The 13,564-nt window shown below is 54.5% G+C and carries 14 protein-coding genes; 6 read left to right on the top strand and 8 right to left on the bottom strand.

Annotation, left to right across the window (positions count from 1 at the left end; all coding sequences use genetic code 11):
• Window positions 1-59 precede the first annotated feature (59 nt).
• On the top strand, window positions 60-1,541 hold the full coding sequence (locus TW80_RS01430; RefSeq protein ID WP_045995592.1) for an inorganic phosphate transporter: 1,482 nt from the start codon (window positions 60-62) through the stop codon (window positions 1,539-1,541).
• 65 nt (window positions 1,542-1,606) lie between these two features.
• Here TW80_RS01430 and argF read toward each other — a convergent pair whose 3' ends face one another.
• The 3 genes from argF to TW80_RS01415 are packed head-to-tail and all read right to left on the bottom strand — an operon-like array spanning window position 1,607 to window position 4,206.
• The gene (gene argF, locus TW80_RS01425; RefSeq protein ID WP_045995591.1) at window positions 1,607-2,512 is read right to left on the bottom strand and encodes an ornithine carbamoyltransferase; all 906 of its coding nucleotides are present in this window, start codon (window positions 2,510-2,512) and stop codon (window positions 1,607-1,609) included.
• 37 nt (window positions 2,513-2,549) lie between these two features.
• Complete coding sequence (locus tag TW80_RS01420) at window positions 2,550-3,032, bottom strand: GNAT family N-acetyltransferase (RefSeq protein WP_045995590.1); 483 nt, start codon at window positions 3,030-3,032, stop codon at window positions 2,550-2,552.
• A 7-nt stretch (window positions 3,033-3,039) separates the two neighbouring features.
• Window positions 3,040-4,206 carry an aspartate aminotransferase family protein gene (locus tag TW80_RS01415; protein ID WP_045996934.1) on the bottom strand — a complete coding sequence of 389 codons (1,167 nt, stop codon included), beginning with the start codon at window positions 4,204-4,206 and terminating at the stop codon, window positions 3,040-3,042.
• Between the two features lie 239 nt (window positions 4,207-4,445).
• Between TW80_RS01415 and TW80_RS01410 the strand changes: the two genes are divergently transcribed.
• Complete coding sequence (locus TW80_RS01410; protein ID WP_045996933.1) at window positions 4,446-5,324, top strand: DMT family transporter; 879 nt, start codon at window positions 4,446-4,448, stop codon at window positions 5,322-5,324.
• On the opposite strand, the gene TW80_RS01405 is transcribed toward TW80_RS01410, so the two are convergent.
• Window positions 5,321-6,124, bottom strand: coding sequence for an ABC transporter permease (locus TW80_RS01405; RefSeq protein ID WP_045995589.1), 804 nt, complete (start codon window positions 6,122-6,124; stop codon window positions 5,321-5,323). The genes TW80_RS01410 and TW80_RS01405 overlap by 4 nt on opposite strands.
• A gap of 228 nt (window positions 6,125-6,352) precedes the next feature.
• On the opposite strand from TW80_RS01405, the gene TW80_RS01400 reads away from it, so the two are divergent.
• Window positions 6,353-6,967, top strand: a complete 615-nt coding sequence (locus tag TW80_RS01400) for a GcrA family cell cycle regulator (protein WP_045995588.1) — start codon at window positions 6,353-6,355, stop codon at window positions 6,965-6,967.
• 74 nt (window positions 6,968-7,041) lie between these two features.
• On the opposite strand, the gene TW80_RS01395 is transcribed toward TW80_RS01400, so the two are convergent.
• Together TW80_RS01395 and TW80_RS18250 are read right to left on the bottom strand one after the other, a co-directional pair.
• Window positions 7,042-8,220, bottom strand: coding sequence for an MFS transporter (locus tag TW80_RS01395; RefSeq protein ID WP_045995587.1), 1,179 nt, complete (start codon window positions 8,218-8,220; stop codon window positions 7,042-7,044).
• Window positions 8,221-8,305: 85 nt separating this feature from the next.
• Window positions 8,306-9,808, bottom strand: coding sequence for a pentapeptide repeat-containing protein (locus TW80_RS18250; RefSeq protein ID WP_045995586.1), 1,503 nt, complete (start codon window positions 9,806-9,808; stop codon window positions 8,306-8,308).
• Window positions 9,809-9,984: 176 nt separating this feature from the next.
• Between TW80_RS18250 and TW80_RS01385 the strand changes: the two genes are divergently transcribed.
• The 3 genes from TW80_RS01385 to TW80_RS01375 are packed head-to-tail and all read left to right on the top strand — an operon-like array spanning window position 9,985 to window position 12,655.
• The gene (locus tag TW80_RS01385; protein ID WP_045995585.1) at window positions 9,985-10,350 is read left to right on the top strand and encodes a YbaN family protein; all 366 of its coding nucleotides are present in this window, start codon (window positions 9,985-9,987) and stop codon (window positions 10,348-10,350) included.
• A 39-nt stretch (window positions 10,351-10,389) separates the two neighbouring features.
• A complete protein-coding gene (gene rimO / locus TW80_RS01380) occupies window positions 10,390-11,811 on the top strand; it encodes a 30S ribosomal protein S12 methylthiotransferase RimO (RefSeq protein ID WP_045996932.1) in 1,422 nt (473 codons plus the stop codon).
• On the top strand, window positions 11,792-12,655 hold the full coding sequence (locus tag TW80_RS01375) for a DUF3800 domain-containing protein (RefSeq protein WP_045995584.1): 864 nt from the start codon (window positions 11,792-11,794) through the stop codon (window positions 12,653-12,655). The genes rimO and TW80_RS01375 overlap by 20 nt, the downstream gene beginning before the upstream one ends.
• Before the next feature lie 126 nt (window positions 12,656-12,781).
• Here TW80_RS01375 and TW80_RS01370 read toward each other — a convergent pair whose 3' ends face one another.
• Both TW80_RS01370 and TW80_RS01365 read right to left on the bottom strand, forming a co-directional pair.
• Window positions 12,782-13,132, bottom strand: a complete 351-nt coding sequence (locus TW80_RS01370; protein ID WP_045995583.1) for a YigZ family protein — start codon at window positions 13,130-13,132, stop codon at window positions 12,782-12,784.
• Window positions 13,129-13,485 carry a diacylglycerol kinase gene (locus tag TW80_RS01365; RefSeq protein ID WP_045995582.1) on the bottom strand — a complete coding sequence of 119 codons (357 nt, stop codon included), beginning with the start codon at window positions 13,483-13,485 and terminating at the stop codon, window positions 13,129-13,131. Before TW80_RS01365 ends, TW80_RS01370 begins: the two co-directional genes overlap by 4 nt.
• Window positions 13,486-13,564: the final 79 nt, after the last annotated feature.

The raw sequence follows: 13,564 nt of genomic DNA, 5'->3' as shown, positions 1-13,564 counted from the left end.
AAGCTTGTGACGGCAGCCATTTAGCGTTACGCCACCCCAATTCATAATCGGGGGACCAAATGCCTGAATCCAAACCGACCAACCAATGGAAGACGCTTGACCGCGATCTGGACCGCATTGGCTCTGTCGAATATGCCACCCAATACGTCAGCAAGCCGCTCGTCGGATTGGGCGTATCATTAGCGTTTATCATCATAGCCGCACTGGCAAGCACGCTCTTTCTGGGGGGCGACTCGATCTCTTATGTGGTGATCGCGGCAGCCGCGTTTGGCGCGTATATGGCCGTAAACATCGGGGCCAATGACGTCGCGAACAATATGGGTCCTGCGGTGGGTGCGAACGCGCTGACAATGGGCGGCGCAATTGTGATCGCGGCATTGTGCGAAAGCGCTGGTGCGCTTCTCGCGGGCGGGGACGTTGTATCAACGATCTCCAAAGGGATCATCGACCCTGAAAGCGTCGCCAGTGGCGAAGTGTTTATCTGGGCCATGATGGCAGCGCTGATTTCATCGGCGCTATGGGTTAACCTCGCGACTTGGATCGGCGCGCCAGTGTCCACGACACATTCGGTCGTTGGCGGTGTGATGGGGGCCGGCATTGCAGCGGCTGGGTTTGCCGCCGTGAATTGGCCAACCATGGGCGCAATCGCGGCAAGTTGGGTGATTTCTCCTTTGCTTGGTGGCGTGATTGCTGCGGCATTCCTCGCCTTTATCAAGAGCGCGATCATCTATCAGGATGACAAGATCGCCGCTGCGCGACGCTGGGTTCCGGTATTGATCGGAATTATGGGCGGAGTCTTTGCCACCTATCTGGCGATGAAGGGCCTCAAGAAGATCATCAAAGTTGATCTATTCACAGCCTGTTTGATCGGATTGGTCACAGGGGCCATTATCTACGCGATTTCTGCACCACTGGTTCGGCGTCAGTCCGAGGGTCTTGAAAACCGGAACAAGTCTCTCAAAGTGTTGTTCAAGATCCCTCTGATCCTGTCAGCTGCTTTGCTGTCATTTGCGCATGGTGCCAATGATGTGGCCAATGCGGTCGGGCCACTTGCCGCGATTGTCCACGCCGAAAGCGTCGGGTCATTCGCTGGTAAAGTCGACATTCCAACTTGGGTGATGGTGATTGGGGCCTTTGGGATTTCCTTTGGCTTGATCCTATTTGGACCAAAACTGATCCGCATGGTCGGCAGCCAAATCACCAAGCTAAACCCAATGCGCGCCTATTGTGTTGCCCTATCCGCAGCCATCACTGTGATCATCGCAAGCTGGCTTGGTCTGCCCGTATCATCGACACATATCGCTGTGGGCGGTGTCTTTGGGGTTGGTTTTTTCCGCGAATGGCACGCTGAACGTCGCGCCCGGAAATCATCAGCCAAGCGCCCCGCTGCAAAACGGATCGCACCCGAAGAACGGCGCCGGCGTAAACTGGTGCGTCGTTCTCACTTTATGACGATTATTGCGGCGTGGATCATCACAGTACCCGCTGCGGCGCTTATCTCGGCCACCATTTTCTTTGGACTGAGCACCGCTTTCGTTTAAGCGCGGTGGATTAAAATCCACCCTACGTGATAGGCCAGCGTCCCATTCAGACGCTGGCCTATTTCTTATTTACCGAGGCAATAGCGCATCACCGCCTTTTGGGCATGCAGCCGATTTTCTGCCTCGTCAAAGATCACCGAATGTGGACCATCCATCACGCTGCTTGTCGCTTCGTCGTCGCGGTGTGCAGGCAGACAATGCATAAAGAGCGCATCGTCATTTGCCTTGGCCATCAACGCATCATTGACCTGATAGCCGCGCAACTGGTTATGCCGACGTTCGCGCGCGGATTGCGGGTCGTGCATCGACACCCATGTGTCAGTAACAACCAGATCAGCGCCTTTGACGGCCTCGTTCGGGTCGCGCACAGTGGTATAGAGCCCGGCGAGCGCAGGTTCTGGGTCCAATGGCTCTGGCCCAGTAAACACCAGTTCAAAATCGAATTGCTTGGCCGCATGGGCAAAGCTCGCGAAGACGTTGTTTCCATCACCCGACCAGACGACCTTTTTGCCTTTGATCGGGCCGCGGTGTTCCTCAAAGGTCATGATATCGGCCATAATCTGGCAGGGGTGCGTACGATTTGTCAGCCCGTTGATCACCGGCACCGTCGCGTATTCTGCCATCTCAAGAAGCGTTTGTTCCTCAAATGTACGGATCATAATCATATCGACATAGCGCGACAGCACCCGTGCGGTATCGGCAATCGTTTCACCGTGCCCAAGCTGCATATCATTCCCCGACAACACCATAGTTTGCCCGCCCATCTGACGCACACCAACATCAAACGAAACGCGCGTACGGGTCGAGGGTTTTTCAAAAATCAAAGCGACCATGTGATTGGCAAGCGGCTGATCTGCGTCAGGGGCGCCTTTGGGCAGCCCTTGGCGCGCGTCCTTAATCGCACGGCCATTACGGATAATGTCGTGCAAATCAGCGGCGGGCGTCGTGTGAATATCAAGAAAATGCGTCATAGGTTTCGCTTTTTAGTTGGGCCGTGGGGCCAGTAAATCACAGGTGAGTCATCACCTGAACAAGTTTGCCATCGTTGGTTCCGGCCAATCGCCGGGGCTGGAACCCCGCCTGACGATAGATCGATATTGTCCTTGTATCGGTGGTATTTGGCCCGACCGCAACCAAACCATGATTACGGCGCAGATCATGTACACGTGCTTCGATATAGCCAGTCGCATGACCGGGCCCCAAGAAGTCGGGATTTCCGACAAAGGTCCCCATGCCACGCGAACGTGCAGGCAAATCCGAAAACTCAGCTTTGCCAGATGCGCGCGTGTCAAAATCGAAGATGAACGCAAACGGCCTGTTCGCCAAATTCACCATCCGAATATCAAAGTTACGATCGGACATATGTTTGGTAAATTGCGCAATTTGTCGATCCGGATCAGGCCACCACGCCCTCACGTGCGCCACATGCAGCCATTGGCGCAACAAAGGGATGTCGTTGTCAGTAAACCGTCTAAAATCGTAATTACGCATAAAATACCTACATCTGTGCTGCCGTCGCCTCGAGCAATTCAACCGCGACAGCAATATCTTCGTCACTTATATTCAAAGGAGGCAGCAGGCGAATAACGTTATCTGCTGCAGGTACGGTCAGAACGCCCTGTGCGTAACCTGCCTGCACCACCTCTGTGTTCACCGCCTTACATTTGAGACCCAGCATCAGCCCTGCACCGCGCACCTCGGTGAATACCTCTGGATAGGCCGCGACCAGCCCCTCTAGCTTTTGACGCAATAGCGCCGCTTTGCGGTTTACCTCTGACAGGAATGCATCATTTGCGATGATTTCCATAACCTTAACACCAACGGCACAAGCCAATGGGTTCCCGCCATAGGTGGACCCGTGCGTACCTGCCGTCATGCCCGAGGCTGCGTTTTCTGTGGCCAAGACCGCACCGAGTGGAAAGCCACCACCGATGCCTTTGGCGACCATCATGATGTCAGGCGTGATCCCGGCCCATTCATGCGCAAACAGTTTGCCCGTCCGGCCAACACCGCATTGCACTTCGTCCAAAATCAACAGAATTCCAGCATCATCGCAAATCTGACGCAGCGCCTTGAGGTCGGCGTCAGACAACGGGCGAATACCACCTTCGCCTTGGATCGGTTCCACCAGAACTGCAGCGGTTTCATTTCCAATCGCGGTTTTGACCGCGGCAATATCGCCAAATTCGAGGTGAACAAATCCAGGAAGCAGCGGGCCAAACCCTTTGGTCATCTTTTCAGAGCCAGCAGCAGCGATCCCTGCGCTTGAACGTCCGTGGAACGACCCGGAGAATGTGATGATCTCGGTCCGCTCGGGTTGGCCTTTGTCATACCAGTACTTACGCGCCATTTTCACGGCCAGTTCGCAAGATTCCGTACCCGAGTTTGTGAAAAACACGGTATCCGCGAACGACTGTTCAACCAATGCATCCGCCAGTTTCTGCTGTGCCGGAATGTTATAGAGGTTGGACAAATGCCAAACTGATTGCGCTTGCGTGGTCAGCGCCTCGACCAAATCTGGGTTCGCATGACCGAGGGCATTCACCGCAATCCCCGCCCCCAAATCCAAAAATCGGCGCCCATCTGCCTCGGTCAACCAAGCCCCCTCGCCGGCCACGAATGTCAGCGGAGCACGTGAATACGTAGGCAAAATAGATGCGATCATGGCGATCATCCTTGTTAATAAGCCCGATTGGTGCAGGACCAAGAGCTAAGTGTCAATATTTCGGGATTGAAGAAGACGTGACAAATTGCGGCGCGAAATTAGCGTCGGCGTCGGCTTACATATGTTGTGCGCATCTTCATGCCTGATCGTTAGCGCAAATACTTGAAGACGTGAAGATAAAAAATGAACACCCAGCATTTAGGCTTGATCCACGCGCGTATCGCGTCACAGATACGCAAATGAAACAGCGCCAACAGAACCCACAGCTTGCCGTCGCATTGATCGTAACCGCAACTGCCTTCATCGCGGGAACAATGCTCTTGGCCAAAACCTTGGGCACCGAAACATTGGGGCCGGCGCTTCACCCGCTTCAAGTGAGCCACGGGCGGTTCCTATTTGCGTTTCTTGCGATCAGTATAGTCGCCTTGGCTATGCGCCCCAAGTTTGGAAAACCCAAACTGCGCCTTCATATTGGACGCACGTTGTTTGGCTGGGGTGGCGTAAGCCTGATGTTTGCCGCCGCCGCAAATATGCGACTGTCAGACGCCACGGCGATTAGCTTTCTCAACCCCGTTTTCGCAATGATCCTCGCGATCCCATTATTGGGCGAACGTGTCGGCCCGTGGCGTTGGGGTGCTGCGGCTGCGGCAATGATCGGAGCATTAATCCTGTTGCGACCCGGTGCCGAGACATTTCAGCTTGCTGGCTTATTGGCCCTTGCCGCTGCGTTTCTGATGGGAATGGAGCTGATCTTTCTGAAAAAGCTCGCCGATAGCGAGCCACCGTTTCAAGTGCTCCTCATCAACAACGGGCTCGGGCTCATGATGGCGACAATCGCGGTCATTCCTGTTTGGATGATGCCGAACGGCGCGCAATGGGCTGCATTGGTGGGGATTGGTGTTTTGATGGCCACAGCGCAGGCCTGCTTTGTCAATGCTGTCGCGCGTGCCGACGCCAGCTTTGTCACGCCGTTCAGTTATATCACGCTGATCTTTGCGACGCTCTATGACGGGATCGTATTCAGCGAACGCCCCGACCATATTAGCCTGATCGGGGCCGCCCTTATTATCGGCGGCGCAATTCTATTGGCGTGGCGCGAGGCCCGCACACGGTCCTAAGCCTTGAGCCGATAGCCCGTACGCATCCAGCGCCAACAGACGGTTAACACAGCACAGCAGGCGAACAATACAACCAGCAATCCGACCCACGGGCTACTGTCGCTGACGCCGATCATCCCATAGCGGACACCGTCAATAATATAAAAGAAAGGGTTCGCGTGGCTGAGCGCCTGCATGAAACCGGGCAATGCCTCAATCGAATAAAACGTCCCTGACAAGAATGCCAAGGGCGTCACCAAGAAATTCGAAATCGCCGACAGCTGATCAAACTTATTGGCAAATATCCCTGCGATCATGCCCAGACCACCCATCATGATGGACCCCAGCAAGACAAACAAAATGACCCAAATTGGGTTTTGCATCCCAACGCCCAAAAAGATCATCGATCCAATCGCGATCACCACGGCGACCAAAGCACCACGTGCAACCGCCCCGCCGACATAGCCGAAAACCAATTCTCCGGCGGATAGCGGCGGCATCAACGTATCCACGATATTGCCCTGCACCTTAGCCGAGGCCAAACTGGACGACGTATTCGCAAAGGCATTCTGGATCACAGTCATCGTCAAAATGCCCGGCGCGAGAAAGCTAATAAAGGGCACACCCATCACGTCGCCGCGCTGCGGCCCTATCGCAATGGTAAAGATCATCAAAAACAGCCCCGCATTGATCAAAGGGGCCATGACAGTCTGTGACCAGACATTCATAAATCGGCGAATTTCACGACGGACCAATGTCCAGGTACCCAGCCAGTTCACGCGTCCAAAGCGACGCACGCCCATTGCAGTCTTTGTGGTCATATCAGATGTCCTCTTGCTTGGACTTGTGACATAACCTATCGGGCGCAATTGACCAGAGGTCCGGCAATCAAATCTAAAAACGGGGCCTATTGGGACCAATCTGCCATAGGAACGGAAAACCGCGTTCCTCGGCTTCACTTCTGCAAATACTAGGCCTATTATAAGGTCTGAACAGACTTTAGGCCCGACAAATTTCTTTGCGCGGACCGCTGAACCGAAGGAATCCATATGTCCTGGACTGACGAGCGCGTCGAGACGCTCAAAAAGATGTGGGGCGAAGGCCAGTCAGCTAGCCAGATCGCCAAGGAACTGGGCGGCGTCACCCGCAATGCCGTTATTGGTAAGGTCCACCGCTTGGGCCTTTCGAACCGCGCTGGATCAGCAGGTTCATCAACTGCCAAAGCAGCACCCAAAGAAAAACCAGCAGCGGCCGCGAAACCTGCCGCGCCCAAACCAGCGCCAAAGCCCAAGCCTACCCCAGCGCCTGCTGCGGCGGCTTCGGTCCCTGCCGTCAAAGAAGAAGTCGAACTCGACGAGAACGGCATCCCAATTTCGGCAGCGCGTCGGGCGATTATTCCTGCGGGCCAACCGCTACCTCCTCAGCCGTCTGCGAATGAAATCAGCCCCGAAGCATTGGCCAAAGTGAGCGAGGTCGAAAAAACCTCGAAGCGGATCAGCCTGATGGAACTGACCGAGAAAACCTGCAAATGGCCCGTCGGCGACCCTGCCACCGATGACTTCTGGTTCTGTGGTCTTGGCGTGCAACAAGGCAAACCTTACTGCGAGGCCCATGTCGGCGTAGCGTTCCAGCCAATGTCATCACGGCGCGACCGCCGCCGCTAAGCGATACTAGCGTAGGGTGGATCTTGATCCACCCCGCCGCAACAAAGGCCGCCCTCTGGGTGGCCTTTTGCGTTTCAGATCCTACGGCGCACAACTTCGGCCAAGGCCAACATCACAGCACCAACCACGCATAGCCACGCCGCACCAATCATCAATGTCGCATAGCTTGCCCCCGTCATAACCGCAAAAAGACCAGCCGCAACCATAGCAGCGGTGACATTCGTCAACTCGATCAACGATGTCGACAATCCCACCCGGCCACGGATCGCATCCTGCAAATAACTGATGGAAATCCCCAGGAACGCCCCAATTGCAATCGCAGCAAGCACTTGGGCAAACATGACCTGTAACACGGTCTCGGCGATCACAACGGCGCCAAAATAAGCCGCGAAAACGACACATGAAATCGTCAGAATAATCTCCTTCGACACCCGAAGCGCGAGATACCCCCAGCCAATCATTGCAGGCACCTCAATGGCCGCCGCGATCGCCGCATTGAGGCCGACATCTGCGAGGCTTCCGCCTAAGTCTTGCATGATCACCAAGGGCAGCGCGACGATGTTCAATTGCAATCCAATGCTGCCGCAAACGACGCCCAATATGCCAAAACGATAGGCCAGCGGCAGATGCGCGGGTGGCAGGGCACCACTTTCATCGACTTGCTTTTTGATGCCTACGCGTGAACTCGGCTCTTTCCACAGCAAGGCAACGCATAAAATACACCCGACCTGCGCCGCCGCAGCCAAACCCGCCGCCCCAAACGAAGAGGTCTTGACCGCAACCCACCCAGCAATTGGCGGTAAAACAATCCACGCCAGTGTAAACCCTGCCCGCAAATAGGACATCGTGATCTCGGCCCGCGCAGGGCGCTCTCGATCAAAGTAGCTCCGCGCATAAGAAAAGCTCTGCGAAAACAATGCCCCGCCAAAGGGCAGCAGCAAACAAAAGGCTAGTGTAAATGCAATCGGGCTACGGATTGCCCAGACGACAGCCAACCCCAATGCGCCCATAATCGCGGACAAAAGCACAAGCGACCGGCGATCCTGCACGCGATCAGATAGGTTCCCCAAAAGCAAAGCAATCCCCGCCCCGCCCAGCGCACTCAGGGCCATCACGATGCCAAATTGTGCATTGCTTAGCCCGAGTTCTTCAATCCCGATAATCGCACGAAACGGAACCAGCGCCGCAAACGCCGCGCCAGATAAAAAGATATTTGCGGCCATCAGGCCGGTGACAAGGGTAACCGGTTGCATGCGCTCTCCCCCAACACAAACCAGATCACCCTAGCGCAGCTTGTTAGCGCAAACAACCACAAGTAGCGGTGGATCAAGATCCACCCTACCGCAACCGAAACCGCGTCCGCAGCCCGAGGCCAAGAAAGAATAATAGAACAAAACCGACAACGGTTTGGCTAGCGGCAATAAGTTCCATCCATGGGATGTCTTCCAATCGCTTTGTTTCTTCATCGAGATAGGTGCGCTGAAACCCGAGAAAGCGGAAAATTGTCGCGAAGGAAAACGCCATTGCGGTGGTTACGGTGAACTTAGCACACGTGACGTAGACCCACGCCCAAAATCCCCACATTACCACAAGCAAGATTGCAGGTCGCGCGATGGAATGGCCATACTCAGAGATTGCTCCGTAAATATAAGTCGGAAGGTTTAAAATCCGTTCGCAAAATCCCCCTTCGCGGGCGGCGGCCCCCATCTCATATCGAAAAAAGAAATGTTCTTCCTCGGGCATCATTTGCCGCGCCATCACATGTCGCAAGCGTGAAGCAGCCTCGCGAATTTCCGTCGGCTTTTGTTCCGAGGTGGTCTTGCTCTTTCGGGTGTACAGGTTCCGAATGCGGCTTAGTAGCGAGGGCCGAAGTTTTGGCCAATGGCTTAGCTTGGCGGTGACCTTTGTTGAATGTGGAAATGTTGTGTTATCAAGGCCCGGAAAAACATGCGCGAACTTTGCGTCCTCGAATGACACGGGACCTTCAAATATTACATCTGCAAAGGTGATCGTTTCAGCCTCGCCGTCCTGAACACCAAACCGGCGTCGCGCAAAATCTGAACGCGTGTGAAAATGTGCACCTTTGAAACTTGTTTTGCCTGCAAATGCCGCAGGCTCATCCGCCCCATTAAGCCGCGTGGCCCTACCGTTAAAGTTTGCGCTCCCGAGAAAGTTACAGTCTTCAAACATCGTTGCACTTTCGAAATACGTCCCACGAAACGATGCGATTTTCTCGAAACTAGTTTTAGAAAAATTCGCCACATCATGTAAGGAACCATTCGCCCGCCAAAATCGCGTATTGTCAAATCGCGCTGCACCCTGAAAACCAATACTGATAAACCTTGCTGCGCCAATAAAACTACTTTTGGCCCACCAGGCATCCCGCAAAAAACGGGACTGAAAAAAGATGCTCCCCTTCTCGAACGCTACATTCTCAGCAAAGAAAGCCCCTACAAACACCGCCCCACCAACGTGCAGCTGTTCGCGAAACTTCGATCCGGACAGGATCATCTCTTTTGGAATCACAAAGTTTGACAAGCATAGAAGCCTATCGAAATTTACGTTCTGCATTTCGATTGAAGCAGTTGGACGCGGCATGCGGGGCACTTGAAAGGTGTCGGCATTTCGCCGCTTCATTTCTTGAGTATATCGTTCATGAGTTTCGTCTGCCCGACTAGGAATAGAAGACAGCTCCAATCGTGTAATATCTGCAAGACCTGCAAATTCGCTACGCTGCTCATCGCTTACCGCTCCTGCGGCCCACCGATGCCACGCCTTGCGATTCTTCTCATGCAGCTCCCAGTCAATCTCATCCCCTTCCTGCTCGCCGTGCAGGGTCATCAGGATGTACCACGGGTTTTCGTTGGGGTTTTTTCATCGCTACCATCAAATCACCTGATCAAAATATCGCTTTACCTTCCACCATCCCCTTCCATCGGGCAAGCTTTGGCTTATCTTGAGGTCAGCAACCCAGATCAGGACGCCAGGTGCCATTCACGCCCTCATCCCGAAGAACAATGCTCCGTGGCTTTTGGCTGCTGCTAGGGTGGTGTGCGCTGGCGCTTGGGGCGATTGGAGTGGTGCTGCCTGTGCTACCAACCACACCCTTTGTCATTCTCGCGGCCTTTGGGTTTAGCAAAGGTTCGCCACGCATGCACAGCTATCTGGAAAACCACCGGACCTTTGGCCCGATGATCGCAGATTGGCGGATGCACGGGGCCATTGCGCCCCGGTACAAGGCCATCGCCGTCATCATGATGACCGCCGCCCTGAGCGGCAGTATCATCGCCGGGTTGCGCCCACAGCTGATCGCGATCCAAGCGCTTTGCATGATAGGTGCCGCGACCTATGTGCTGTCGCGGCCAAACGGCCCACGAAACTGACCCATTCCCAATGCAACCAGCCTTCGCTATATGGCCGCTATGACACAAAACCCGCCCAGCCTCCGCCCGGACCTCGCGCCCAAAGCGCAATTCACCGATCCCAGCCGCCCCGGCCAGCCAACAATCGGCATGGTTAGCCTTGGCTGCCCCAAGGCGCTGGTGGATTCAGAACGCATCCTCACCCGGCTACGCGCCGAAGGATATGCGATCTCACCCGATTACAGCGGGGCAGAAGCGGTCATTGTGAACACCTGCGGGTTTCTTGATTCCGCCAAGGCAGAATCCCTTGACGCCATTGGCGAGGCGCTGGTCGAAAACGGCAAGGTCATCGTGACCGGCTGCCTCGGGGCAGAGCCCGACTACATCCGCGAACACCACCCCAATATTCTGGCCGTCACAGGGCCGCACCAGTATGAGCAGGTGCTTGACGCCGTGCATGGCGCCGTACCCCCTGCGCCCGATCCGTTCATCGACCTGCTGCCCGCGACAGGAGTATCCCTGACACCGCGCCACTACAGCTACTTGAAGATCTCCGAAGGCTGTAACCACAAGTGCAAATTCTGCATCATCCCCGATATGCGTGGCAAACTGGCGTCACGGCCTGCGCACGCCGTCCTACGCGAGGCGGAAAAGCTGGTTGATGCGGGTGTCAAAGAACTCCTCGTGATTTCTCAAGATACCTCAGCCTATGGGCTGGACCGTAAATATGACGTTAATCCGTGGAAAGACGGCGAAGTCCGTAGCCATATCCTCGATCTGACGCGCGAATTGGGGCAACTGGGGGCGTGGGTGCGGCTGCACTATGTCTACCCCTACCCGCATGTGCGCGACCTGATCCCGCTGATGGCAGACCCAAGCAACGGTATCCTACCCTATCTGGATATCCCGTTCCAACATGCGCACCCCGATGTGCTGCGGCGGATGGCGCGGCCTGCGGCGGGTGCAAAGACGCTCGAAGAAATCCGGGCATGGCGCGACATCTGCCCCGACATCACGCTGCGTTCCACATTCATCGTCGGCTACCCCGGCGAGACCGAAGCAGAGTTCCAGCACATGCTTGATTGGCTGGACGAAGCCCAACTCGACCGCGTTGGCTGCTTTCAATACGAAAACGTCGAAGGGGCGCGCTCCAATGCCCTACCCGACCACGTCGCGCCAGAGGTCAAACAAGACCGCTGGGACCGCTTCATGGCCAAAGCCCAAGCGATCTCCGAAGCCAAACTAGAGGCCAAGGTCGGCAAGACTCTCGAGGTCATCGTAGACGACATCGACGAAGACCGCATAGCCACCTGCCGAACATGGGCCGACGCCCCCGAGATCGACGGGAACCTGTTTATTGATGAGGGCACGGATGGGTTAGCCGTGGGAGATGTTTTACAAGTTGAAGTTGAAGAAGCCGGGGAGTACGATTTGTGGGGTAGTATTAATTCCCGATTGATTCATGGCGACGCAAAATTCTGACCCCGAGTATATTCTTTTCATAGATGAGGCAGGTGATGATGGCCTAAAAAGAGTTCGTCCAATTGATAAAAAGGGGGGAACGGAATGGCTGTGTATATCAGGTTTCTTAATTAGAAATGCAAACGAAGAAAAACTCGCCTCTCAGCTACAAGCAATCCGAACTGACATAAACGCCACCCAAAGTGACAATTTGCATTTTCGAAAGCTGAGCCCGACAAAAAAAGCAAGGGCTGCTGAACTTGTCGCAGAAATCCCGAGCCGTGCATTTGTTGTACTATCTAACAAGAAAAATATGCGCGGATACTCAAATATTAAAGCAGCCGAGAGACATGGTGAAAACTCAGTCCATTGGTTTTACAATTTTTGCGTTCGCCTTCTACTTGAACGCGCAACAGATTATTGCCTAGAAACTAGCGTCAAAGAGTTTGGCACGCCGAGAATCATGAAAGTGGTATTCAGCCAAAGGGGCGGGCATAGATACGGTCAAACAAAAGCCTATTGGGAACTACTAAAGCTACAAGCGAATGCGAAAACGACATTTCTAAAAAAGAGAGAGATTCGCCCAGAAGTCCTTAGATTTGATCAGGTAGATTACCTCCCACATTATATGCATGCAGGGCTACAGTTTGCAGACATTGTTGCTAGTGCTTTCTATCAAGCGGTAGATACTCTTGACACAAGACACGACCCAGTTCCTGCTCAACGACTAGCGCCTATTATGGCTAGAGAAGGCAAGCGAATCTTTGATTACGGTATTGTTCTGCAACCCACGCCGCCAGAGAAAGCTCAGCTAACAGACTGTCAAAAAGAAATTCTTAAATTTTACGGATGTCGTTTCCAATAGACCATCCCGGCAAAGCCGGGCAGCGCCCGGACCTCCCCCATGGGGAGGGCGCTTCGCACCCACCCCGAGGTCCAAGCGCTGCCCTAACGTTGGGCACCTGACAAACGCAAAGTTTCGTTCGCGCAGCTAATCCATCGCCTCAATATAAATCCGCACGCAATCCTGCACATGCCGGAACCGATCTCCGCCAAGGTGCTTGCCGCCATACCAGCGCGTCACCACGATGATGTGACCGTGCAGTTCTTCGCGCTCGAGCATCCGCAAGATCACCATGCCTGCGCCGCTCTCTCCGTCGTCACTCTTGATCGGCCCGTCATCTAGCAAAAGCCCCCAAGTATTATGTGTAGCCTTTGCGAATTTCTTATTCTTGCACAGTGACTTAATAAACGCCCGCGCCTCATCAGCGGATCCAACAGGCCCGCCCGACACCGCGTATTTCGACCCGCGATCACTGATGACATTTTCGATAATCTTCACAGCAACCCAACAATGATACAGACCCAAGCCACGCCAACACCGATGGCTGTCACGGCCACCGCCGCTGATCCGCAATCCTTAGCATGTTTGGCGGCATCGCGCTTGTCGGTACCAATGTCATCCACGACTCGCTCAATCGCGGTGTTCATGCATTCCGCCGCCAGTACGATGATCCCACCCATCAAGATTATCCCCCGTTCAGAAGCACTCAGCGGCAGTACAAAGGCCAAAATGGCAGAGGCGATATTCGCAACAATCCATTGCATCAGCGAATGTTCGGTCTTGTAAACGTGGGCAAATCCATCCCACGACCAAATTGCACGCTGCTTGATCCGCGCTAACTGCTGCCACATCCCTGCTCTCCTCACTTCATGACAAATTGAACCATTGGAGCAACTGTGTGACCCCACGAAACGATTGACGCAAGGTCGG

Source organism: Loktanella sp. S4079 (genome assembly GCF_000967725.1).
In the GTDB taxonomy this organism is placed as follows: Bacteria; Pseudomonadota; Alphaproteobacteria; order Rhodobacterales; family Rhodobacteraceae; genus Yoonia.
Note: the sequence above shows the minus strand (reverse complement) of the source record. Positions and strands in the feature narration are given on the sequence as shown.